We start from the raw sequence: 24,415 nt of genomic DNA, 5'->3' as shown, positions 1-24,415 counted from the left end.
GGCCTCGCCAGACGGCGTTTCTCCGATCCGACCCGCCACGCATGTCCGCTGCCACCGTCGTCCAACCGTCCGCCAGCGCCACCTATGCCCAGCGCGTCGCCTTTGTTTCGGAAATCGCCGGACGCCTGCATTCCTACGGCACCACCGCGCAGCGTCTGGAGGCCGCCGTGGTCGGACTGTCGCAGAAGCTGGGCCTGGACTGCGAGCCCTGGTCCAATCCCACCGGGATCATCTTGAGCTTCAGCGATCCGACCAAGGCCATCGGCTCCAGCGACATCACCCGGGTGATCCGGCTGGCCCCGGGCGAGAATGACCTGTACAAGCTCAGCGTGGCCGATTACGTGGCCGACAGCGTGGCCAACGGGCGCATGAGCATCGCGCAGGGCCACACCGCGCTGCGGCGGCTGGACCGCGAGGTCGATCGGCGCGGCAAGACCATGCAGGTGCTGGCATTCGGGCTGGCCGCCGCCGGCGTGGCAGGGCTGTGGAAACTGCCCTGGCTGGACATCGCCACCGCCGGCGCGATCGGCATGTCGATCGGCCTGCTGACCCAGTACACCGACAGGCGGCCGGCGACCAAGGAGGCCGGCGAGGCGCTGGCCGGGCTGTTGGCCGGGGTCGTGGCCGCGGTGGTGGCGTCGCTGCTCGGGCCGTTGAACCTCAATACGGTGATCATCGCCTCGCTGGTGGTGCTGCTGCCCGGCATGTCGTTGACCAATGCCTTCAACGAGCTGGCCAGCCAGCACTGGGTCTCGGGCACGGCGCGGCTGGCCGGTGCGGTGACCACGGTGCTCAAGCTCACCGTCGGTGCGGTGATCGCGGTGACGCTGACCCAGGTGGTCGGCCTGCATCCGCAGGTGGCCGCATTGCGCCCGCAGGCCAGCTGGGTGGAATGGGCCTCGCTGCTGGTGGCCGCTTATGCATTTGCGGTGTTGTTCAAGGCCAATCGGCGTGATTATTTATGGATCATGGCAGCGGCCATGTCCGGGTATGTCATTGCGCGTTATGCCGGGCACGCCTGGGGTGGTCCGGCCGGTGTCTTTGCATCGGCGATGGCATTGACCGCCGCCGGTAATCTGTTCGGGCGGGTGGTGCAAAAACCCGGTGCATTGATCCGTTTGCCCGGCATCATCATGCTGGTTCCGGGCAGTGTCAGCTTGCGTGGCTTTCTGACCCTGGTACAGCAACAGGATGTCAGTGTCGGGCAGGCCGCACTATTGGCGGTGACCAATATCGTGATGGCCTTGATGGCCGGATTGCTGTTCGGCAATCTGTTGATTCCGGCCCGCAAGAATTTATGACAGATAAAAACGCGCAATAAAAACCCCGGCAATGCCGGGGGTTTTATTGCGGTGAATCAGGCGGCCTTGGACTTCTTGGGCGCGCGCTTGGTGGCGGCCTTGCGCGGGGCGGCCTTCTTGGCCGGAGCCTTCTTGGTGCTGACCTTGCTGATCAGAAAGTCTTCGACTTTCTTGCCGGCGGCGGTCAGTTCGGCCAGCCAGCGCGGCTGCTTGCCGCGGCCGGTCCAGGCTTCCTGGGGATTGGCGGGGTTGCGATACTTGGGCGGAACCTTGCCCAGCTTGCGGCCGGCGCGCGGGCCCGGCTTGGCAGCGGCAGCAGGACGACCCGGGCCGGCGCTGGTGCCAAACAATTCTTCGATGGAATAACCCTGGGCTTTTGCCGCGCGGGTCAGTTGCGTGCGGACCTTGGCAATCGGAGCGCGCTTGGCAACCACGGTCTGCTGCTTCTTCGCGTTTTTGATCAGGGCACCCAACTGCTTGGCCGACAGGCCGCTAAGATCGATCGACATCACTACTCCGGAGGATGAGAGAGAAAAGAATGCCGGTCCGTGGCAGCGCTGGCCATCATAATGTCAGAAAACCCGGGTGACAAATGCGCCGAAATAATTCGGCGCCTTGTGTTCATCCAATCCAAGTAGTTTCGGCTGATTTGATCAACAACCCAGGCGGGAGAATAACCCGGCCTTATCCAGGTTTTCTGCTGCCTCTGCAGTGCGGGCGCGATATTCAAATGTGCCGGCGGCCAATCCGCGTTCGGAGACCACCACCCGATGCGGAATGCCCAGCAGTTCCATATCGGCAAACATGGCGCCCGGGCGCAGGCCGCGATCGTCCAGCACCGCGTCGATCCCCGCAGCGATCAATTCGTCCAGCAATGCCTGGGCGGCGGCAACCACCTGTGCATCCTGCTTGGGGTTGATGATGCAGATCGCCACCTGCCACGGTGCCATCGGTGCGGGCCAGACAATGCCGGCATCGTCATGGTTCTGCTCGATCGCCGCAGCCACGATGCGCGAAATGCCGATGCCGTAGCAGCCCATCTTCATCACCGCGGGCTTGCCGTTCTCGTCGATCACGGTGGCCTGCAGTGCCTGCGCATACTGGTCGCCGAGCTGGAACACATGGCCCACCTCGATTCCGCGCGCCAGACGCAGTTCGCCGCCATCGGCCGCGCGTTCGCCGTCGATGACGTTGCGCACATCGGCAACGGTGTCAGGTTCGGGCAGATCGCGGCCCCAGTTGACCCCTGCCAGGTGTTCGCCGGGCACGTTGGCACCGACCACGAAATCTGCCATCGCCGCGACATCGCGGTCGGCCACCACGCGCACCGGGCGGGCGGTGTTCACCGGGCCCAGGAAGCCCGGCTCGCAGCCGAGGTGGTCGCGGATCTCGGTCTCGTTGGCCAGGCGGTAACCGGCCAGGCCGGCGACCTTGCCGAGCTTGATCTCGTTGACGGCGTGATCGCCGCGCACCAGCACCAGCACGAAGCCGGCCTCGGTCATCACCGCCACCGACTTGACCGTGCGCTGCAGCGTGATGCCCAGCAACCGGGCGACGTCTTCGCAGGTCTTCTGGGTGGGCGTTGCGACCTGGCGCATCGCCTCGCCAGCCTCGGCGCGCGGGGCGGGCAGGGCGGCGCTGGCGGTTTCCACGTTGGCGGCGTAATCGGAGCCGGTGGAGAATGCCAGCGAGTCTTCGCCGGAAGCGGCAATGACGTGGAATTCCTGCGAGGCATCGCCGCCGATCGCGCCGGAGTCGGCCTGCACGGCGCGGAATTCCAGCCCCAGCCGGGTGAAGATGCGGGTGTAGGCTGCGCGCATGTTGTCGTATTCGCGCGCCATGTCGGCATCGGTGAGATGGAAGGAGTAGGCGTCCTTCATGAGGAATTCGCGCGCGCGCATCACGCCGAAGCGTGGACGGATCTCATCGCGGAACTTGGTCTGGATCTGGAAGAAGTTCAGCGGCAACTGCTTGTAGCTGTTGATTTCCTGGCGCGCGAATTCGGCCGCGGCCTCTTCGGCGGTCGGGCTGTAGCAGAACTCCTGCTCCTTGCGATCCTTGATCTTGAGCAACTGCCCGCCGAACTTTTCCCAACGACCGGTGGCATCCCACAGTTCGCGCGGCTGGATGGTGGGGAACAGCACTTCCACCGCCCCGGCGCGGTTCATTTCCTCGCGCACGATGGCCTCGACCTTGCGCAGCACGCGCAGACCCAGTGGCGACCAGGTGTACAGCCCGGAGGCCAGCTTGCGGATCATGCCCGCGCGCAGCATCAGACGGTGGCTGACCAACTCGGCGTCGGCCGGGGTTTCCTTGGTGGTGTGCAGGTGGAACTGGGAAAGACGCATCGGGCTTCGCTTGGGCGGAAAGCCCATAGTTTGCCAGTCTCGCGCCCTGCCGGTCAGTGGCGCCGGCCGATCGGCCGGACGCATGGGCCGGTAGGTGGTCGCTCCCGGGCCGGCTCAGGAGGCTGGAGTGCCGCTCGCTGCCGGCTTGCAATAGGCCTTGGCGGCCGCCTCGGCGAGGTTGCGTTGCGCCGCGCGGGCATCCGGGTCCAGCGGGGTGCCGGGCTTGCCATCGGCGCCGGCGCCCATGGTGACCTCGCCCTTGCCACTGAGCAGCTCCAGGTTGCGGCGTGCGGTCAGGCAGTCGGCCGATTCGGGCGTGGTGGTGTCCGGCGCGGCGATGGCGGCGGTGCCGCTGCGTGCATCGATCCGGCGCGCTTCGTAGCGCTGGCCGGACGGTGGCGGGGTTTCGGTGTAGTGGGTGACGCCCTTGGCGTCCTTCCATTTGTACAGATCGGTCGCGCCGGCGGCGGCGCTGACCAGCATCAACAGGGCGCAAAGCCCGGACGACAGGTGCATGTGGCTTCCCCTGGATGATTCCCGCGGCGATTGCAGCATCCGCGGCCGGCGCTGGCAAGTGAGGCTGCACGACGCCGGCGCGCTACCGCCGGATGGACCTCAGGCCCTACACTTGCCGGATGGATGAGATGAGACCGCCCCCGCGCTCGCGCACGATCTACCTGCTGCCGAACCTGTTCACCACCGCCGGGCTGTTTTCCGGTTTCTACGCCATCATCGCCGCCGCCAACGGGCAATTCGTCCAGGCCGCCATGGCGGTGTTCGTGGCCGCGGTGATGGACGGGCTGGACGGCCGGGTCGCGCGCCTGACCAATACCAGCAGCGAGTTCGGCGTGCAGTACGACTCGCTGGCCGATCTGGTCAGCTTCGGCATGGCCCCGGCGCTGGTGATGTATCACTGGTCGCTGTCGGCGCTGAAGTACGACAGCAACGTGATGGGCCGGGTCGGCTGGTCGGCCGCGTTTCTGTATGCGGCCTGCGCGGCGCTGCGCCTGGCGCGCTTCAACACGCAAGTGGGGGTGGTCGACAAGCGCTGGTTCATCGGCCTGGCCAGCCCGGCGGCCGCCGGCTTGATGATGTCCTTCGTCTGGGCGTTTGCCGACGACAGCCTGGGCTTCGATGGCGAGCAGCTGCGTTACCTGGCGCTGGCGGTCACGGTGGTATCGGCCTTGCTGATGGTCAGCCGGATCCGGTTCTGGAGTTTCAAGGGCGGCGCGCGTGGTCCGCGTGCCGACCGTGTGCCGTTCCTGGCGCTGGCGATCGCCACGGTGGTGATCGCGCTGCTGGTGATCGATCTGGCCCGTTCGCTGCTGGTGATCGGCGTGCTGTATGCACTGTCCGGGCCGGTGATGTGGCTGTGGCGGCGCTGGCGGCGCACGCCCGAGCTGCCATGAGCCAGATGCCATGAGTCAATTGGCCTCCGAGCCGATGTGGTCCGATCTGCAGGTGTCGTATCTGCAGGCGTTGGGACACACCGTGTATCTGGATCGCGACACCGTGGACGCGGCGGCGGTGCCTGAGGAGACGATGGAGCGCGCGCCGGCGGCCGCACCGCCGCGCGTGGAGCGCACGCCACCAATGCCGGCGCCAGCGGTCCGCCGCAGCGCACCGGTGGCGCCGGCCCACGCGCCGGATGCGGCCACGACTGCGCCGGCAGCGCCGCCGCGGCGCAGCCGGGTCGGCATGCCCGATCGCCTGCAGATGGCGTTGCTGCGCGCCTCCGGCTGCAACCCCGGCGATCCGAATACGCAAGCCTTGATGGCGTCCTGGCCGCTGGCCGAGCTGCGCGGCAACCCGGCCGCCAAGCGCGCGCTGTGGCCGCAACTGCGCGCGCTGCGGCGGCGTCGGAACCCGGCATGAGCGCCTTGAACGCGCCGCTGCCCACCTCGCTGCGCGCCATGCGCGAGAGCGATCTGGATGTGGTGATGGACATCGAACATCGGGCCTATCCGTTCCCGTGGACGCGCAGCATCTTTCGCGACTGCCTGCAGGCCGGCTATCCGGGCTGGGTGATGGAGCAGGGCGGGCAGGTCATTGGCTACGGAGTGATCAGCATCGCTGCCGACGAGGCGCACGTGCTCAATGTCTGCATCGCACCGGAGGCGCAATCCCGCGGGCATGGCCGCGTGCTGTTGCGCGCGCTGATCAAGGGTGCCTGCGATCGCGGCGCGCGGCGCGCGTTTCTGGAAGTACGCCCGTCCAATCCGTCGGCGATTGCGCTGTATCACTCCGAGGGCTTCAATGAGATCGGGCGGCGCCCACGCTACTACCCCTCCAATACCGGCCGCGAAGATGCGCTGGTGATGGCAATCGAGTTGTCCTTCGAAGGGTTCTCCTGAGCCTCATCGGCCGAGGCTGATGGAAGCGTTCTCCCGCGTCCGGCGGGTTCTGCCCCGACGCACCTGATACGCGTCGCGCGGTTGCATCGGTGAGGCACGCGTCACGACCCGAGACACCACCCCGGCTCCTGCATAGCCGCCAGGCGACCGTGCTGGCGCCTTGCTGTTTCGCCCCGAAGCGGCGTTGTGGTGACGCACCACGATCAGGTCATCAGGCAACGCACCCGCTGTGCGCCGAGCTGTTGCGCATCGCTGCAATCGATCGCAACAGGGTGAATGTTTTTCCCATTTGCATCGCCCGAGGTGTCGCCTGCGCGGCGCCATCCGGCAGGGCGCACCTGCAACCGCGACGGTGATCATGCCGCCACGTGCCACCCGTGGTTTCCAGCAGCGCCAATCGACTGTGTCCATGTGCCAGGCGCACTGCGATAGCGATGCATCGCAGTGCAATTGCCGTGCGCGCCGAAAAAAAACATGCATGCATGTGATGGCGGCGGCACACCGTGCTGGAGCTGTGTCGGTCTGCGTTGCGATGCAGAGCATGCTGCGCTGCAGTGTCCTCATGCCTGTCTCTGCGTGTCTTGATTACAGCGTTTTGTCTTCTCCTGGATGTCCCGCAACCGTTTGCGTGACTGCGCGTGCACATCGATGCATCGGCTAGATACAAGCCATTGCGATGCTCCTAGTATCGGCGTCGCGGGACTGAACATTACAGAGATGAAAAGTATGTTCCGCGCCTGCTAGACGAGGGGTGTGCCGCCGCGCGGCGCATCGAACCTATCCGAGGGAGAGATCAAGATGAAGCCGAAATTTTCAACGGCGGCCGCCGCGTCGCTGTTTGTCGGGTCGTTGCTGGTTGTTGGCGTTGCCTGCGCCGATCCTGCACTGGAAGTTGCAACCACTGGTTGGGCAACACAGAACGGAGGGACCAAGGGCGGTTCCAAAGCGGCCGCAGCCAATATCTACACGGTCAAGACTGCCGCAGAGCTGAAGAGCGCGCTGAAAGCCAGCGTGGGCAGCAACGGGCGCATCATCAAGATCAGCGGCATCATCGATATCAGCGAAGGCAAGCCGTACACCACGACCTCGGATATGAAGAGCCGCGCGCGGTTGGACATCCCCACCAAGACCACGCTGATCGGCATCACCAGCAATGCGGAGATCCGCGAAGGCTATTTCTACGTCAAGGCCAACGACGTCATCATCCGCAATCTCACCATCGAAAATCCGTGGGATCCGCAGCCGGTCTGGGACCCGGATGACGGCAGCGCCGGCAACTGGAATGCCGAGTACGACGGCCTGACGGTCGAGGGCGCAACCAATGTGTGGGTGGACCATGTCACCTTCACCGACGGTCGTCGTACCGACGATCAGAACGGCACCGCCAACGGCCGTCCCAAGCAGCATCACGATGGCGCGATGGACGTCAAGAAGGGCGCCAACTTCGTCACCATTTCCTACTCGGCGTTCAAGTCGCACGAGAAGAACGACCTGATCGGTTCCAGTGACAGCGCCTCCAGCACCGACAGCGGCAAGCTCAAGGTGACCATCCACAACACCTTGTTCGAGAACATCTCCGCACGCGCACCGCGGGTGCGCTTCGGGCAGGTGCATCTGTACAACAACTACCACGTCGGCAGCACCAGCAATAAGGTCTACCCGTTCTCGCATGCGCATGGCGTGGGCAAGGAGTCGAAGATCTTCTCCGAGCGCAACGTGTTCGACATCAGTGGGGTGAGCAGCTGCGACAAGATTGCGGCCGACTACGGCGGCAGCGTCTATCGCGATCAAGGCTCGCTGCTCAACGGCAAGGCACTGACGTGCTCGTGGAACAGCAACATCGGCTGGACCCCGCCGTACACCTATAGCCTGCTGTCGGCCGACAAGGTCGCTGCGGACGTCAAGGCGAAGGCCGGCGCCGGAAAGCTGTAAGCCTTATCAATGCACCACGCAAATGCAGTGCCCGCAAGACGGGTACTGCAAATGCGTTCGACATCGGTGGTGTGAGCAGCTGCGACAAGATCGCCGGCGACTACAAGGGCAGCGTGTATCGTGACCAGGGTTCGCTGATCAACGGCAAGGCGCTGAATTGCTCATGAAACAGCAACATCGGCTGGAAGCCGCCGTATACCTACAGCCTGCTGGCCGCCACCAAGGTGGCGGCAGACGTCAAGGCAAAGGCCGGGGCGGGCAAGCTGTAAGGCCCCTGCGGTACGCAACGCCACGATGCGTGCAGCGTTGCACGTCTTTCTACAACGCCCGCAGCACTGCGGGCGTTGTGCGTTTGCGTAATGTCCTTATCGATGTCTCATTGTCCGGCGACATACGCTGTTTCGACGCCGTGGCGCGTGCGCGCAGCATCACGCGTCTTCAGTTCTCTGCGCAGCCGGGCGCAGGATCCATGCAGGGCCCTTGCCCGCAGGGACGGGTTCACGGCGTGTCCCGCAAGCGGTGAGGGCACCGCGCACTCGACGCTGCGAGTTTGCTGCAGGGCCCTTGCCGGCCCACCATCGCGGGACACGCCGCAAGTACGTCCATGTAGGCTCCGGCGCGGCATCCATGCCGCTCAGGGTCCCGCGACGGTGGGCCGGCAAGGACCAGTCGAGATGGTCGGTACGTAACGTAGAGCAGTGCTGGGTGCGCCTTGTTCGATCGTGAAGCATCGCCTCCACGTCTGATGCGCACCGCGCGACAGACAGCTTTCAGATGAGCGCCGACCAACTGTCTGGTGAGGGCACAGCGCACTCGACGCTGCGCGTTGGCTGCAGGGCCCTTGCCCGCCCACCATCGCAGGACACGCCGCAAGTACGTCCATGTAGGCTCTGGCGCGGCATCCATGCCGCTCAAGGTCCCGCGACGGTGGGCCGGCGAGGACCAGTCGAGATGGTCGGTACGTAACGTAGAGCAGTGCTGGGTGCGCCTTGTTCGATCGTGAAGCATCGCCTCCACGTCTGATGCGCACCGCGCGACAGACAGCTTTCAGATGAGCGCCGACCAACTGTCTGGTGAGGGCACAGCGCACTCGACGCTGCGCCTTGGCTGCAGGGCCCTTGCCCGCCCACCATCGCAGGACACGCCGCAAGTACGTCCATGTAGGCTCTGGCGCGGCATCCATGCCGCTCAAGGTCCCGCGACGGTGAGCGGGCAAGGACCAAGCGAGATGATCGGTGTGCATGGTAAGAGCGGTGCTGGATGCGCCTTGTTCGATCGTGAAGCATCGCCTCCACGTCTGATGCGCACCGCGCGACAGACAGCTTTCAGATGAGCGCCGACCAACTGTCTGGTGAGGGCACAGCGCACTCGACGCTGCGCGTTGGCTGCAGGGCCCTTGCCCGCCCACCATCGCAGGACACGCCGCAAGTACGTCCATGTAGGCTCTGGCGCGGCATCCATGCCGCTCAAGGTCCCGCGACGGTGAGCGGGCAAGGACCAGTCGAGACGGTCGGTGTGCATGGAAGAGCAGTGCTGGATGCGTCCTGTTCGATCGTGACGTATCGGCCCCGCGTCTAATGCACACCGCACGACAGACAGCTTTTCAGATGAGCGCCGACCAATTGTCTGGTGCGGTGTCCTTGTCCGTTGCGGGACTGTGTGGCGGCATGGATGCCACCACCGAGCCCCCAGGGACGGGTTCACGGCGTGTCCCGCACGCGGTGAGGGCGCCGCGCCCTCGACTAACCAGGCTGTTGACCCCGTCTCGGCCAACAGTGATTGGCGGTCCTAGAGCTTGGCGCGTTGCTCGCGCAGGCCGGTCAGCTGCGTGGTCCAGTCGTTCAGGCGCGCGCGTTCCTGCTCGACCACCACGGCCGGTGCGTTCTGCACAAACGTGGCGTTGCCCAGCTTGCCATTGCACTTGCCGATCTCGGCTTCCACGCGCTTGATTTCCTTGTCCAGGCGCGTGCGTTCGGCATCCATGTCGACCAGGCCTTCCAGCGGCACCAGCAGGGTGAGCTCGCCGACGATGGCCGTGGCCGACGGAGGTGTGTCCTGGCCGGCGTCGAGCCAGTCGATCGCTTCGAGCTTGAGCAGGAACGACAGCTGCGAGGCGAAGCGGCCGACACGGGCGCGATCGTCGGCAGTGCCGGCCTGCAGTAGCAGACGTACCTGCTTGGACGGCGGTACGTTCAACTCGCTGCGCACACGACGCAGTGCCGACACCATCGACTTCAGCCATTCGACATCCGCCTCTGCGCTGGTGTAGCCCGCAGTGTCGACATCGCCGGCCTGCGGGAATGCCTGCAACGAGATCGTGGCGGCGCTGATGCCCAGGCGCGGTGCAACCTGCTGCCACAGTTCCTCGGTGACGAACGGGGTAAGTGGGTGCAGCAGGCGCAGCAGCGCTTCGAGCACGTACAGCAGTGTGTGGCGCGTGCTGGCGGCTGCCTCGCTGTCCTGGCCGTTGAGCGCGGGCTTGGCCAGTTCGACGAACCAGTCGCAGAACGCATTCCAGGCGAACTCGTACAGCGATTGCGTCAGCAGATCGAAGCGGTAGCTGGCGTAGTGTGCGTGGGTTTCTGCAGTCACCTTGTCCAGGCGCGCCAGAATCCACTGCTCGGCTTCGGTGCGCGGCTGCGGCACGCCGGCAAAGCGCGCGCCTTCGGTATTCATCAGCACAAAGCGCGTGGCGTTCCACAGCTTGTTGCAGAAGTTCTTGTAGCCTTCGGCGCGGCCCAGGTCGAATTTGATGTCGCGGCCATGCGTGGCGAGTGCGGCGATGGTGAAGCGCAACGCGTCGGCACCATGGGCGATGATGCCGTCCGGAAACTCCTTGCGCGTGGCTTTTTCGATCTTCTCGGCCATGCGTGGCTGCATCAGCCCGGTGGTGCGCTTGGCAACCAGGTCTTCGATGCTGATGCCGTCGATGATGTCCAGCGGGTCGAGCACGTTGCCCTTGGACTTGGACATCTTCTGGCCCTGCGCATCGCGGATCAGGCCGGTGATATAGACATCGCGGAACGGCACCTGGCCGGTGAAGCTGTCGGTGGCCATGATCATGCGCGCCACCCAGAAGAAGATGATGTCGAAGCCGGTGACCAGCACCGACGACGGCAGATAGCGCGCGAAACCGCGCTCGGCCATCGCGTTCGCGTTCGGCCAGCCCAGCGTGGAGAACGGCCACAGTTGCGAGGAGAACCAGGTTTCCAGCACGTCGCTGTCCTGGTGCAGCGCGACGTCGGCACCCAGGCCGTGTTTCGCGCGCACCTCGGCTTCGTCATGGCCGACATAGCACTTGCCTGCCTCGTCGAACCAGGCCGGAATGCGATGCCCCCACCACAGCTGACGGCTGATGCACCAATCCTGGATGTTCTCCATCCAGTGGCGATAGGTGTTGATCCAGTTCGGCGGGACGAACTTGACCTGGCCGCTTTCGACCAGCTCCAGGCCGCGCTTGGCCAGCGCGTCCATCTTCACGAACCACTGGTCGGTGAGATACGGCTCGATCACCTGGCCGGTACGGTCGCCGCGCGGCACCTGCAGCTTGTGCGGCTTGGTTTCGACCAAGACGCCCAGGTCTTCCAGTTCGGACAGCACCAGCTTGCGTGCGTCGTAACGATCCAGGCCGCGGTACCGCTCCGGCGCATTCTCGTTGATGGTGGCGGTGACGGTGAACAGGTTGATCAGCGGCAACTCATGCCGCACACCCACCTGGTAATCGTTGAAGTCATGCGCAGGCGTGACCTTGACCACGCCGGTGCCGAAGGCGCGGTCGACATAGTCGTCGGTGATCACCGGCACTTGCCGGCCGGTCAGCGGCAGCACGATGCGGGCGCCGTGCAGCGTGGCATAGCGTGGGTCTTCCGGATGCACCATCACCGCGGTATCGCCCAGCATGGTCTCCGGGCGCGTGGTGGCGACCACCAGGTAATCGCGGGTCTCGCGCAGCGTCTCGGCGCCGTCGGCATCGTGCTCGACGTGCTCGTAGGTCACGCCATCGGCCAGCGGATAGCGGATCGACCACAGGAAGCCGTCTTCCTCGACGTTTTCCACCTCCAGGTCGGAGATCGCGGTCTTCAGCACCGGGTCCCAGTTGACCAGGCGCTGGCCGCGATAGATCAGGCCCTGCTCGTACCAGCGCACGAACGCTTCGTTGACCGCGGCCGACGGCTGCGGGTCCATGGTGAAGGTGCTGCGCGACCAGTCGCTGGAGGTGCCCAGGCGGCGCATCTGGCGCTCGATGGTGTCGCCGGATTCGGCCTTCCACTCCCACACCTTGGCGATGAAGCCCTCGCGCCCCAGCGAGTCGCGCGTTTCGCCCTTGCCTTCCAGCGCCAGGTTGCGCGACACCACCATCTCGGTGGCGATGCCGGCATGGTCGGTGCCCACCTGCCACAGCGTGTCGAAGCCGCGCATGCGGTGATAGCGCACCAACGCATCCATCAACGTCTGCTGGAACGCATGGCCCATGTGCAGCGTACCGGTCACATTCGGCGGCGGCAGCAGCACCGTATACGGCTCACCCTGGCCGGACGGCACGAAATACCCGGCAGCCTCCCACTGCGCGTACAGGCGCGATTCGAAGGAAGAGGGGTCGTAGCTGGAGGCGAGGGTGGTCATAGTGGGGCGGGGATTCGTTGTTCGGGATTCGGGATTGGTTGCGTCATGGGGCCGGCGAGAACCGCCGGCATCCAGTCATCAACGTCAGTGGTGGTGCCGTGGAGCGAAGGTCGGCCGTTTGGGATTAGTCGTTGGATGCAGTCCTCGGAGACGCAAAAAATCTGCTTTTACGAATCCCCAATCCCAACTCCCCAATCCCCGCCCCTCTCACATGTCGTACTTGGTCAGTTCCAGGCCCAGGGCCTTGTACTGCTTCCAGCGTTCGCGCAGCGGTTCGCGGGCCGCCGGGTCGGCGGGGACGACTTCCAGCACGCGGTCGCAGGCGCCCAGGTAGGGATCGTCGCGCAGGTTGATCACCAGCGGGCGCGAGGGAGCATCGAACTCCGGGGAGGCGATCAGTACCGGCGCCAGCTCGTCTTCCTCGTCGGTGCCGGCAATCTGGTGCGGGATGTAGGCCTCGTCGTCGAATGCCCACAGCAGGTCGTCCAATGCCTCGGCCTGCGCGGCGTCGCGCGCCAGGATCAGCGTGGGCAGGTTGGCGTCGTTGGCCTTGCGCGCCAGCTCGCAGACCAGCCGCAGCGGTTCGTTGAGGAAGCGCGGTTTGGCGATCAGGTAGAAGTCGGCACGGGGCATCAGGGCAGGGAATCGGGAGAGGGGAATCGGGAATGGTCACGGCATCGCCGCGACCTCGAAGGTCGCGGCGGTGACTGAGAGGAAAGGGATTTCACGATTCCCTATTCCCGATTCTCAATTCCCACCTGCGGCGCGGTCCAGCAACCACTGCGTCAACAGCCCCACCGGGCGTCCGGTGGCCATGCCGCGCTTGCCTTCGTCGCTGGCGACGCCGGCGATGTCCAGATGTGCCCAGCGCTGGTTCTCGGTGAAGCGCGACAGGAAGCAGCCGGCGGTGATCGCGCCGCCCCAGCGGCCGCCGATGTTGTAGACGTCGGCGAAGGTAGAATCCAGCAGGCCCTGGTACTCGTCCCACAGCGGCAGGCGCCAGGCGCGGTCGAACACGTGCTCGCCGGCGGCCAGCAGTTCGTTGGCCAGGTCGTCGTGCTTGCTCATCAGGCCGGCGGTCTGGTGGCCCAGCGCCACCATGCAGGCGCCGGTCAGCGTGGCCACGTCCACCAGGGCTTCGGGGTTGAAACGCTCGGCGTAGGTCAGCGCATCGCACAGGATCAGGCGGCCTTCGGCGTCGGTGTTGCCGACCTCGATGGTCTTGCCGGACATGCTGGTGATCACGTCGGAGGGGCGGTAGGCATTGCCGTCGATGGCGTTCTCCACCGCCGGCACTACCACCACCAGGTTGATCGGCAGCTCGGCCTTGACGGTGGCCACGAAGGTGCCGATGACGTTGGCGCCGCCGCACATGTCGTACTTCATTTCCTCGATGCCGCCCTGCGTCTTGAGGTTGACGCCGCCGGTGTCGAAGGTGATGCCCTTGCCGACCAGCACATAGGGGCGCGCGTCGCCGCCGCCGTTCCACTTCAGCACGATCAGCCGCGGGCGGTTGGCCGAGCCACGCGCCACCGACAGCAGCGAGCCCATGCCCAGCGACTCCATCTGCGTCTCGTCCAGGATCTCGGCCTCGGCGCCGGGGAACTTGCCGGCGAAGGCGGCCGCGGTCTCGGCCAGGTAGGCCGGGGTGCAATAGTTCGGCGGCAGGTTGCCCAGCTCGCGGGCGAATTCCACACCCTCGGCGGTGGCCACGCCCACGGCCAGGGCACGGGCGTCGTCGCCGGCGATCGCCAGCGTGGTCAGGCCGGTCTCGTCGACCTTCTTCTTGCCCAGCGTGGCGGTGTAGCGGTAGGCGGCATGGTCGCTGACGATGATCGCCTGGCGGATGTTCCAGGCGCTGTCGCGCGCCTTGACCGGCAATTCGGTCAGGGTGAGCAGGGCGGTGCCGACCGGGCCGGTCTTCAGCGCGCGGGTCGCATCGCCCACCGCCTTGAGGTACGGCGCCACGCCGAACTTGCCGGCCTCGCCCAGGCCCACCACCAGCACGCGCGGGGCGGCAACGCCCGGCAGGTCGTGCAGCAGGCTGGTGCTGCCGGTCTTGGCAGCCACGTCGCCACGTGCCACCAGGGCCGTCAGACGGCCCTGGCTGGCACTGTCCAGCGCCTGGGCGGCGGGCGACAGGGTCTTGTCGGCGAACACGCCAACCACGATGCAATCGACGGCGGCGCTTGCCGGCGCGTCTTGGTTCAGGGTGAATTGCAGGGCCATTGATCAGATTCCGTAGGCAAATCCGTACAATCGCGGGCTGTTTACGCCAACCGGACTAGGCTGGCGCCGCCGCGAACGAATCCGAGAGTTTAAAACAAGCCCACCCCATGCCGAAGCTCGATCGATACCTGCTTAGCGATTTCACCCAGAGCTTCCTGGCCACCTTGATCGTGCTGCTGGTCGTCAGCGTGGGCGGTGTGCTGGTGGATATCCTCGGCAATATCGCCGATGGCCGCATCCCTGCTCGCTTGCTGCTGTCCCAGGTGGGCCTGCAATTCGTGGCGTACCTGCCGATCATCCTGCCGCTGGCGCTGATGCTGGGGCTGTTACTGGCACTGGCGCGGCTGTACCGCGATTCAGAAATGGCGGTCATCACCGCCATCGGCGTGGGCCCGCGGCGCATGTTGCGGCCGATGTTGATGCTGGTGGTGCCGGTCGTGGTGGTGATCGGGTTGTGCTCGCTGTGGCTGGGCCCCTGGGCCAGCCGCACCGCCGAGACCATGCTGGAGGACGCCAACCGCAGCATCGTGATGGCCGGCCTGGAATCGGGCAAGTTCACGCCGCTGTCCGGCGGCGGGGTGGTCTACCTGACCACGATCTCGGCCGACGGCAAGGGCCTGGGCAAGGTGTTCCTGCAGCGCCAGAAGGACGACCGCATCGACGTGGTCACCGCCGACCGCGGCGCGATGTTCTTCGAAGGCAAGGCCGACCGTTACCTGCGCCTGGAGGACGGCTACCGCATCGAAGGCCCGGCCGCCGGCAACACCCTGGACTACCGTTTGATGAAGTTCGCCAGCAACGACGTGGCCTTGCCCGACCGGGCCCAGGTGCACGATGCCAACGATCCGGAAGTGATGTGGACCACGCAGCTGCTCTCGGACCAGCGCCCGGCGGCGCGCGCGCAGCTGCATGAGCGCCTGGCGCCGCCATTGCTGGCGCTGGCCTTCGCGCTGCTGACCCTGCCGCTGTCGCGCAGCGCGCCGCGGCAACAGCGTTACGGCCGGATCATGCTGGCCTTCCTGGCTTACATGGTGGGCACCAATCTGATGATCGTCGGCACCCAGTGGATCGCCAATGGCAAGACCCCGGCTGCGCTCGGTCTGTGGTGGCTGACCTTGCCGCTGCTGGCGGTGGCGATCTGGGCGTATGCGCGCGATGGCCGCGTGCGTCGGCCGAGGGTGCGCGCATGAGGCTGATGCCGCGGGTGCATGACTGGTACGTCGGGCGTGCGGTGCTGTTCACCGTGTTGCTCACGTGGGCGGTGCTGCTGGGCCTGGACCTGGTCAATGCCTTTGCCAGCGAGGCCAAGAACATCGGCCAGGGTGCCTACACCTTTGGACACGCGATCGCGTATGTGGCCTACACGGTGCCGCGCCGGGCCTACACCTTGTTTCCGACCGCGGCGGTGATCGGCGCCTTGATGGGCCTGGGCCAGCTGGCGGCGACGTCCGAACTCACCGCGCTGCGCGCACTCGGCGTGTCGCGCAAGCGCATGTCGGCTTCGGTGGTGGCGGCCATGGCGCTGCTGACCGCCACCATGGTGATCAGCGGCGAGACCGTGGGGCCGTGGGCACAGAACCAGGCCGATACCCTGAAAACCAGCGCCCGCTACAACAGCGACATGGCAATGGCGCGCTATTCCGGCCTGTGGGCGCGCGAGGGCGACACCTTCCTCAATGCGCTGAGCGGCGAAGAGAAGCTGCTCGACGGCGGCGGCACCGCATTGGATCTGCACGATGTGCGGCTGTATCACCTCGATGCCGGCGGCCGTCTGGCGCAGCTGACCTACGCGGCGTTGGCCGAGAATCGCAACGGGACCTGGACGCTGCGCCAGGTGCGCCGCGATACCTTCCAGGAACGCTCGGTGCAGCGCGAAACCTTCCCCGAGCTGGCGTGGCAGTCGCAGCTCAGCCCGGCAGCGCTGGCGGCCGGGCTGGCCAAGCCGCGCAACCTGTCTGCGCGCGATCTGCAGCAGAGCATCGAATACCGCCGCCGCAACGGCCTGGATGCGCGCGACTACGAAGATCAGTACTGGAGCCGTTGGTTCTACCCGCTCAACGTGCTGGCGCTGTGCATGGCGGCGATCCCGTTCTCGTTCGGTTCGCTGCGCAGCGGCGGGCTGGGCAAGCGCCTGTTCCTGGGCATCCTGTTCGCGCTGGGGTTCTGGCTGCTGCAGCTGTTCTTCGGCCGCATGGCCGGTGCCCTCAAGCTGGATTACCGCATCGCCTATGCGCTGCCACCGATGGTGATGCTGGGCGTGTCGATGTGGTTGTTCCGACGGCGCAGTAGCTGACGCGGCTGCGCCGGTTCAGCGTCTTCGGAACCGTGCGCTGCCTGCGCTAAACGGTGGTACCGGTTTGCGCGTGTGGCTGCCAGGGCTTTGCATGGCGGCCGCATTCCAGCACTGCCTGCCGGGGAGGTCGGCAAGCTGCCGGCCCGGGCGTTTCAGCGCTTGGGCGTGCGCTGCAGCCGGGTGCCGCTGGCACGGTCGTGCCAGGCCAGCCGATCGCGGTCCAGCCAGGCCCACCAGAATCCCGCGCCAGCCAGGGCCAGCGACAGCGTGCCGACGGCATAGCGGATCCACAGTGCGCGCCACGAGGCTTGCGGCCCGACCAGCGACAAGCGCCACGGGCGCATGCCCAGGGTCTGGCCACCACGCCGCCAGCTGACGGTGGCGTAGACCCCGGCCGCGATCCAGCAGCACAGCCACAACAGCCATTGCCAGCCGCTGAAGGGGGCAATGTTCTCGCGGGCCGGATGCCCGGCAAGCGTAAATCCCAACGTGAACGCGGCGGAGATCAGCATCCACAGCGCGAGCACCGGCCAGGCGTCGTAGCACATGGCCAGCAGTCGCCAGACCACCAGGGCAGGTGCGCGCGCGCTGCGCGGTGCGGGGGGCGAAGTCATGCTGCGAGCATAGCCGGCGCAGGCGAGCGAGCAACGTCGCGCTGCGGCAATCCCGTGCCAGGCGGGGCCTGGGTGTTGAGCTGAGAGCCACGTGGCGTGTGGCATGTCGAGGCAGTCGCGTTGCCAAATCCCGCTCCTGGCTGACATGGCGCGCCGCAAAACGCATGCCACGCTCTATGCTGTTGCGATGTCAGCCAGCAGTCCTGCCGAACGCCGCCAACTGGCGCAACACCTGCCGCCGGTGCAGGCCGCCGATGCCGCCGCCATCGAACGCTTTCTGGACCGGTTGTGGGCCGAGCAGGGCGTGGCGCGGCAGACTCTGGACAGTTACCGGCGCGACCTGGAAGGGCTGGCGCGTTGGCGCGACGGTGCCGGCGGCGGCTTGCTGGGTGTCGATCGGGCGGTGTTGTTCGATTATCTGCGCTGGCGCACCGAGGCGCGCTATTCGCCGCGCAGCAATGCCCGGCTGCTGTCGACCCTGCGTGCGTTCTACGGCCTGTGTCTGCGTGATGGCGTGCGCGGCGACGACCCCACCGCATTGCTGGACCCGCCACGCCTGCCGCGCTCGCTGCCCAAGGCGCTGACCGAGACGCAGATCGAGGCGCTGCTGGCTGCGCCCGATATCGCCACGCCGCTGGGCCTGCGCGACCGCGCGATGCTCGAGCTGATGTATGCGGCCGGCCTGCGCGTCAGCGAACTGGTCAACCTGCCGGCGGTGGGGGTCAACCTGCGCCAGGGCGTGCTGCGGGTCACCGGCAAGGGCAGCAAGGAGCGCCTGGTGCCGTTGGGCGAGGAATCCCAGCACTGGCTGGAGCGCTATCTGAGCCAGGCGCGCCCGCTGCTGGCCAGCCACAAGGCGGTGGCAGCGGTGGACGGGCAGGTGCCGTTGTTCATCGATGCGGCGCGGCAGCCGCCCAGCCGCCAGCAGTTCTGGGCGCTGGTCAAACGCTATGCGGCGGTGGCCGGGATCGACCCCGCCACGGTCAGCCCGCACGGGCTGCGGCACAGCTTTGCCACCCATCTGCTCAACCACGGCGCGGACCTGCGCGCGCTGCAGATGCTGCTCGGGCACAGTTCGCTGTCCACCACCCAGATCTATACGCTGGTCGCGCGTCAGCACCTGCAGAAGCTGCATGCCGCCCATCACCCGCGCGGGTGATAGCGGGTGCGCCCCAGGCGAGGCACCGGTCCAGAGAAAGAAGAAAGCGTTTCAGCCGCTGTCTGGCTTCATCTGCGCTGTGCGAGAATCCAGGCACCCCATTCCACTGGATGCGTGAATGTATCGTCTTGCCATCGCCGCGCTGCTGGGCGCACTCAGCCTTACCGCCTGCGCGCAATCCTCGCAGCCTGCGGCAAGCAACGCCGGCGCCAAGCCAGCCGCTGCTGCCGCCCCCGCCGCCGCGGGCAACGTGGACCAGCGTGTGAGCGTTGCGCTCAAGGCGCTGGATCCGGATTTCAAGCCGGATTACATCGGCGCAGCGCCGTTTCCCGGTTTCCGCGAAGTGGTGGTCGGCGGGCAGGTGCTGTACGTCAGCGACGACGGCCGTTACCTGATCCAGGCGCAGCCGTTCGACATCCAGAACAAGCAGTTCGCTGCCAGCCCGGGCCTGCTGGCCTACCGCCGCAAGCAGCTGGAGACCGTGCCCAAGGCCGACCGCATCGTGTTTGCGCCGGCAAACCCCAAATACACCGTGACGGTGTTCACCGACGTGGAATGCGGCTACTGCCGCAAGCTGCACAGCGAGATCGGCGAGCTCAACAAGCAGGGCATCGCGGTGGAATACCTGGCGTTTCCGCGCATGGGCCTGGGCAGCCAGGACCACAAGGAAATGATCGCGGTGTGGTGCGCCGCCGACCGCAAGCAGGCGCTGACCGCGGCCAAGTCCGGGCAGCCGGTCAATGCCAAGGACTGCAAGAACCCGGTGTCGATGGAATACACGCTGGGCCAGCGTCTGGGCGTCAACGGCACCCCGGCGATCTTCGCCCCGGACGGCACCCAGCTGGGTGGCTACCTGCCGCCGGCGCAGTTGCGTGAAGCGCTGGAAAAGCGCGCGGTCACCACCGCCGGTGGCAGCCGCTGACGTCGCCGCCAGCAGCGCCGTGATGCTGCGCTGACGCTGGCCGCCGCGACGGTCGGCGTGATCGATCAACAGGCCGGGATGCGCATGCATTCCGGCCTGTTGCGTTTCAGGACCGGCTGGCAGCGGGGTTTGCGCTGGCAGCACGGTTTGTCGGGTGAGAGCGGCGATGGACCGGCGTGGCGGCCAGCGCTGCGGACGTCGCCCCCGCGCGCAGATCCGGCCCTGGGCAGGTGCGCGCGCGAATCCGGGTCGGCATCGCCATCCGCCGCTGCCGCTGCCGCATCTGGCCGGAACGTGCCGAATCCGCGCCGGGCGGGGCGAGTCACCACCGCACAGATCGCTGGCCGCCACATCCCGGGTCCGGCGCCGACGCATCAGCTCCGTTACAATCTGCAGCCCCGTTTCTGACACGGTTCCCCGGACATGATGGTCCTCGAGGGCGCTTCCGCCCTTTCGCCGTTCCGCCGCGCTCGGCTCGAAACCCGCCTGCAAACCCTCGCTCCCGCGCTGCGCATCACCGGCGCCTGGCACGTCTATTTCATCCGCGCCGAGGCCGGGCAAGCGCCCGACCAGGCCACCTTGCAGCGGATCCTGCAGGCCGAAGCCGCCCCCGCGCCGCGGGCCAAGGAGGCTTCCTCGCGTTACGTGGTGCCGCGCCTGGGCACGCTGTCGCCATGGTCGAGCAAGGCCACCGAACTGGTGCGCGGGGCCGGGCAGCCGATCCAGCGCGTGGAGCGCGGCACCCGCATCGATCTGGCCGGCTGGCCGGCCGACGACGCGATGCAGGCCGCCGTGGCCAAGCTGCTGCACGACCCGATGACGCAGTCGCTGCTTGGCTCGGCCGCGGCCGCCGAGGCGCTGTTCAACGTGCCCGATCGCGGGCAGTTGCAGCGCGTGCCGCTGGCGGCGCTGGAGCAGGCCAACCGCGACCTGGGCCTGGCCCTGGCGCAGGACGAGATCGACTACCTGCGCGAACGCTTCGCCGAGCTGGGCCGCGACCCGGCCGATGTCGAGCTGATGATGTTCGCCCAGGCCAACTCCGAGCACTGCCGGCACAAGATCTTCAACGCCAGCTGGACCATCGACGGCAAGCCGCAGGAACGCTCGCTGTTCCGCATGATCAAGCACACCCACCAGCAGACCCCGCAGCACACCCTGTCGGCCTACAGCGACAACGCCGCGGTGGTGGAAGGCGTGCCGGCCGCGCGCTATCGGCCGGATCCGGCCAGCGGCGAGTACCGCGCCGAGGCGGTGCTGCCGTCGGCGTTTGCGATCAAGGTGGAAACGCATAACCACCCGACCGCGATCGCGCCATTCCCCGGCGCCGCCACCGGTGCCGGCGGCGAGATCCGCGACGAAGGCGCCACCGGCCGCGGCGGCAAGCCCAAGGCCGGCCTGACCGGGTTCACGGTCTCGCACCTGCGCATCCCGACCCTGCCGCAGCCGTGGGAGGCGCCGCGCGCGCTGAACCCGCGCATGGCCCCGGCGCTGGACATCATGCTCGACGGCCCGCTCGGCGGCGCCGCGTTCAACAACGAATTCGGCCGGCCGAACCTGCTGGGCTATTTCCGCAGCTTCGAGCTTGCCGAAGGGCAGGGCCTGACCCGTGCCTACGACAAGCCGATCATGCTGGCCGGTGGCCTGGGCGCAATCGATCGCAACCAGGTCGAGAAGCTGCGCCTGCAGCCCGGCGATGCGGTGATCGTGCTGGGCGGCCCGGCGATGCTGATCGGCCTGGGCGGCGGTGCGGCCAGTTCGGTGGCCGCCGGCGACAGCGCCGAGGCACTGGATTTCGCCAGCGTGCAGCGCGAGAACCCTGAGATGGAGCGCCGCTGCCAGGAGGTCATCGACCGCTGCGTGGCGCTGGGCACCGACAACCCGATCCGCTGGTTCCATGACGTGGGCGCGGGCGGCCTGTCCAACGCCATTCCCGAGTTGCTGCACGATTCGGGCGTAGGCGGCATCATCGACCTGGGCCGCGTGCTCACCGACGACCCCTCGCTGTCGCCGCTGGAACTGTGGTGCAACGAATCGCAGGAGCGCTACGTGCTGGGCGTACCGCAGGCGCGCCTGGACGAATTCGCCGCCATCTGCGCGCGCGAGCGCTGCCCGTTTGCCGCCGTCGGCGTGGCCACGGCCGAGGAGCGGCTGGTGGTCGGCTATGGCGTCCTCGACGCTGGGAATGGGGAGTCGGGAATCGGGAATGGTAACGGCGCACTGCCGGTTGCCGATGCCGCTTCTCACCATTCCCCATTCCCCACTCCCGATTCCTCGCTGCCGATTGATTTGCCGATGGATGTCCTCTTCGGCAAGGCGCCGAAGATGCATCGCGATGCGGTGCATCCGCCGGCGCCGCAATGGCCGGTGCTGCAGACCGCCGCGCTGGATCTGCAGCAGGCCGGCCTGCGCGTGCTGGCGCATCCCACGGTGGCGTCCAAGAGCTTTCTGGTCACCATCGGCGACCGCAGCGTGGGCGGCCTGACCGCGCGCGAGCAGATGATCGGCCCGTGGCAGCTGCCGCTGGCCGATTGTGCGATCACCCTGGCCGGCTTCGATACCTTCGCCGGCGAGGCGATGTCGATCGGCGAGCGCACCCCGCTGGCGTTGTTGAACGCCGCCGCGTCGGCGCGCATGGCGGTGGGCGAGGCGATCACCAACCTGTGCGCCGCCCCGGTGCAGACGCTGGACAGCATCAAGCTCTCGGCCAACTGGATGGCCGCGGCCGGTCATGCCGGCGAAGACGCCTTGCTGTACGACGCGGTGCGCGCGATCGGCATGGAGCTGTGCCCGGCGCTCGAGCTGAGCGTACCGGTGGGCAAGGACTCGCTGTCGATGCAGGCGCAGTGGGTTGTCGGGAATGGGGAATCGGGAATCGGGAATGGCGAAACGCCGCAGCCCGCCGCTTCCACCATTCCCGATTCCCTACTCCCCATTCCCGGCGAAACGCACAAGAGCGTTTCACCCGTCTCGCTGATCATCAGTGCGTTCGCACCCGTTGGCGATGTGCGCACGCAATTGACGCCGCTGTTGCGTAGCGACGAAGAGAGCGAGCTGTGGTTGATCGGGTTGGGCGGCGGCAAGCAGCGTCTGGGTGGCTCGGTGCTGGCGCAGGTGTATGCCGACGATGCCGCGCTGCCGGCATTCGGCGGCGAGGTGCCGGATCTGGACGATGCGCAGCGCCTGCGCAGTTTCTTTGAACTGATCCGCGCCGCGCGTGAGAGCGGCCTGTTGCTGGCGTACCACGACCGCAGCGATGGCGGTGCGTTTGCGGCACTGTGCGAAATGGCGTTCGCCTCGCGCCAGGGCCTGGATATCACACTCGATGCCTGGGGCGACGACGCGTTCCGCAGCCTGTTCAACGAAGAACTGGGCGCGGTGGTGCAGATCGCCAACGAGGATCGCGCCGCGTTCGCCGATCTGGTCGAGCGGCATGCCTTGACCGAATGCGCGCAGCGCATCGCACGTCCCACCGGCGCGCCGCGCATCCGCGTGAGCGGGCAGGGCCGCGTGCTGGCCGAGTGGCGTTGGGAAGCCTTGTTCGATGCCTGGTGGTCGGTGAGCCACGCCATGCAGAAGTTGCGCGACAACCCGGAAACCGCCGACGAAGAGCGCGCGCAGGCGCGCGACTTCCAGGCGCCGGGATTGCGTCCGAAGCTGGTGTTCGATCCGTCCGAAGACGTGGCCGCGCCCTTCGTGGCGACCGGTGCGCGGCCCAAGGTGGCGATCCTGCGCGAGCAGGGCGTCAACGGGCAGATCGAGATGGCCTACAACTTCGAGCGCGCCGGTTTCCGTGCGTTCGACGTGCATATGAGCGACCTGATCGAAGGTCGGGTGGATCTGGCGCAGTTCTCCGGGTTTGCGGCCTGCGGCGGCTTCAGCTACGGCGACGTGCTGGGTGCCGGCCGCGGTTGGGCCACCTCGATCCTGGAACGGTCGGCCTTGCGCGATGCGTTCGCCGCGTTCTTCGCACGCAGCGACACCTTCGCGCTGGGTGTGTGCAACGGCTGCCAGATGCTCAGCCAGCTCAAGGACATCATTCCCGGTGCCGAGCATTGGCCGCGGTTCCTGCGCAATCGCAGCGAGCAGTTCGAAGCGCGCACCGCCTTGCTGGAAGTGGTGGAGTCGCCGTCGATCTTCCTGCGCGGCATGGCCGGCTCGCGGATTCCGGTGGCGGTGGCGCATGGCGAAGGCCGCGCCGAGTTCGACACCGTGGTGGATCAGGCCGCTGCACGTGTGGCCCTGCGCTTCATTGATGGCGATGGCGCGGTGGCCTCGCAGTACCCGCTCAATCCGAACGGCTCGCCGGACGGCATCACCGGGCTGACCAGCACCGACGGTCGCGCCACCATTCTGATGCCGCATCCGGAGCGCACCCCGCGCACGGCAAACCTGAGCTGGCACCCGGCCGACTGGGGTGAGGACTCGCCGTGGCTGCGCATGTTCCGCAATGCGCGGGTCTGGTGCGGTTGATGATGTGGCGCGGTACGGCATGAGCTGAAGCGCCGTACCAACGGTGCCATTGGACGGCCGTGTGCAGCGATGCACACGGCCGTTGTCGTTTCTGGTCCTGCAAGAAAGTAAGTAATCAACGCCGGGACATGGTTTGCTTTACGTCACTATAAAAACTACTAGTTATTTAC

General features: G+C 66.8%; 17 protein-coding genes and 1 pseudogene. 11 read left to right on the top strand and 7 right to left on the bottom strand.

Going from position 1 to position 24,415, the window contains the following annotated elements; all coding sequences use genetic code 11:
* Positions 1-41: 41 nt before the first annotated feature.
* A complete protein-coding gene (locus H7A86_RS16940) occupies positions 42-1,301 on the top strand; it encodes a threonine/serine exporter family protein (protein WP_119131805.1) in 1,260 nt (419 codons plus the stop codon).
* Positions 1,302-1,357: 56 nt separating this feature from the next.
* On the opposite strand, the gene H7A86_RS16935 is transcribed toward H7A86_RS16940, so the two are convergent.
* The 3 genes from H7A86_RS16935 to H7A86_RS16925 form a co-directional block, all read right to left on the bottom strand.
* Complete coding sequence (locus H7A86_RS16935; RefSeq protein WP_119131806.1) at positions 1,358-1,810, bottom strand: H-NS histone family protein; 453 nt, start codon at positions 1,808-1,810, stop codon at positions 1,358-1,360.
* A 144-nt stretch (positions 1,811-1,954) separates the two neighbouring features.
* Entirely contained in the window at positions 1,955-3,649 is a 1,695-nt protein-coding gene (locus H7A86_RS16930) for a proline--tRNA ligase (RefSeq protein ID WP_104583305.1), read from the bottom strand.
* Positions 3,650-3,763: 114 nt separating this feature from the next.
* Entirely contained in the window at positions 3,764-4,165 is a 402-nt protein-coding gene (locus tag H7A86_RS16925) for a DUF4124 domain-containing protein (protein WP_104583306.1), read from the bottom strand.
* 119 nt (positions 4,166-4,284) lie between these two features.
* Here H7A86_RS16925 and pssA point away from each other — a divergent pair, with 119 nt between their 5' ends.
* The 5 genes and pseudogenes from pssA to H7A86_RS16900 form a co-directional block, all read left to right on the top strand.
* Positions 4,285-5,058 carry a CDP-diacylglycerol--serine O-phosphatidyltransferase gene (gene pssA / locus H7A86_RS16920; RefSeq protein ID WP_104583307.1) on the top strand — a complete coding sequence of 258 codons (774 nt, stop codon included), beginning with the start codon at positions 4,285-4,287 and terminating at the stop codon, positions 5,056-5,058.
* Between the two features lie 10 nt (positions 5,059-5,068).
* Positions 5,069-5,524: an alanine acetyltransferase gene (locus H7A86_RS16915; RefSeq protein WP_119131808.1), complete on the top strand. Its 456-nt coding sequence runs from the start codon at positions 5,069-5,071 to the stop codon at positions 5,522-5,524.
* Positions 5,521-6,003, top strand: coding sequence for a ribosomal protein S18-alanine N-acetyltransferase (gene rimI / locus H7A86_RS16910; protein WP_164739833.1), 483 nt, complete (start codon positions 5,521-5,523; stop codon positions 6,001-6,003). Before H7A86_RS16915 ends, rimI begins: the two co-directional genes overlap by 4 nt.
* A gap of 798 nt (positions 6,004-6,801) precedes the next feature.
* On the top strand, positions 6,802-7,935 hold the full coding sequence (locus H7A86_RS16905; protein WP_104583309.1) for a pectate lyase family protein: 1,134 nt from the start codon (positions 6,802-6,804) through the stop codon (positions 7,933-7,935).
* A 50-nt stretch (positions 7,936-7,985) separates the two neighbouring features.
* A pseudogene (locus H7A86_RS16900) lies at positions 7,986-8,204 on the top strand (pectate lyase family protein); the annotation flags it as partial.
* 1,519 nt (positions 8,205-9,723) lie between these two features.
* Here the strand turns inward: H7A86_RS16900 and H7A86_RS16895 are convergent.
* The 3 genes from H7A86_RS16895 to H7A86_RS16885 form a co-directional block, all read right to left on the bottom strand.
* Positions 9,724-12,558: a valine--tRNA ligase gene (locus tag H7A86_RS16895; protein WP_119131810.1), complete on the bottom strand. Its 2,835-nt coding sequence runs from the start codon at positions 12,556-12,558 to the stop codon at positions 9,724-9,726.
* Positions 12,559-12,765: 207 nt separating this feature from the next.
* On the bottom strand, positions 12,766-13,191 hold the full coding sequence (locus H7A86_RS16890) for a DNA polymerase III subunit chi (protein WP_104535058.1): 426 nt from the start codon (positions 13,189-13,191) through the stop codon (positions 12,766-12,768).
* 114 nt (positions 13,192-13,305) lie between these two features.
* On the bottom strand, positions 13,306-14,787 hold the full coding sequence (locus H7A86_RS16885; protein WP_104649404.1) for a leucyl aminopeptidase: 1,482 nt from the start codon (positions 14,785-14,787) through the stop codon (positions 13,306-13,308).
* Between the two features lie 107 nt (positions 14,788-14,894).
* On the opposite strand from H7A86_RS16885, the gene lptF reads away from it, so the two are divergent.
* Together lptF and lptG are read left to right on the top strand one after the other, a co-directional pair.
* Complete coding sequence (lptF, locus tag H7A86_RS16880) at positions 14,895-15,977, top strand: LPS export ABC transporter permease LptF (RefSeq protein WP_104585974.1); 1,083 nt, start codon at positions 14,895-14,897, stop codon at positions 15,975-15,977.
* The gene (lptG, locus tag H7A86_RS16875) at positions 15,974-17,080 is read left to right on the top strand and encodes an LPS export ABC transporter permease LptG (protein WP_119131811.1); all 1,107 of its coding nucleotides are present in this window, start codon (positions 15,974-15,976) and stop codon (positions 17,078-17,080) included. The genes lptF and lptG overlap by 4 nt, the downstream gene beginning before the upstream one ends.
* A gap of 152 nt (positions 17,081-17,232) precedes the next feature.
* Here the strand turns inward: lptG and H7A86_RS16870 are convergent, their stop codons facing one another.
* Positions 17,233-17,694: an RDD family protein gene (locus H7A86_RS16870; RefSeq protein ID WP_104649405.1), complete on the bottom strand. Its 462-nt coding sequence runs from the start codon at positions 17,692-17,694 to the stop codon at positions 17,233-17,235.
* 187 nt (positions 17,695-17,881) lie between these two features.
* Here H7A86_RS16870 and xerD point away from each other — a divergent pair, with 187 nt between their 5' ends.
* The 3 genes from xerD (at position 17,882) to purL (ending at position 24,245) form a co-directional block, all read left to right on the top strand.
* Positions 17,882-18,853, top strand: coding sequence for a site-specific tyrosine recombinase XerD (gene xerD, locus H7A86_RS16865; RefSeq protein WP_104585982.1), 972 nt, complete (start codon positions 17,882-17,884; stop codon positions 18,851-18,853).
* Between the two features lie 118 nt (positions 18,854-18,971).
* Positions 18,972-19,775 carry a DsbC family protein gene (locus H7A86_RS16860; RefSeq protein ID WP_104585968.1) on the top strand — a complete coding sequence of 268 codons (804 nt, stop codon included), beginning with the start codon at positions 18,972-18,974 and terminating at the stop codon, positions 19,773-19,775.
* 423 nt (positions 19,776-20,198) lie between these two features.
* On the top strand, positions 20,199-24,245 hold the full coding sequence (gene purL, locus H7A86_RS16855; RefSeq protein ID WP_119131812.1) for a phosphoribosylformylglycinamidine synthase: 4,047 nt from the start codon (positions 20,199-20,201) through the stop codon (positions 24,243-24,245).
* Positions 24,246-24,415 lie beyond the last annotated feature (170 nt).

It is taken from the genome of Xanthomonas euroxanthea (genome assembly GCF_903989455.1).
GTDB lineage: Bacteria > Pseudomonadota > Gammaproteobacteria > Xanthomonadales > Xanthomonadaceae > Xanthomonas > Xanthomonas euroxanthea.
This window is presented reverse-complemented; position numbering and strand designations above follow the sequence as displayed.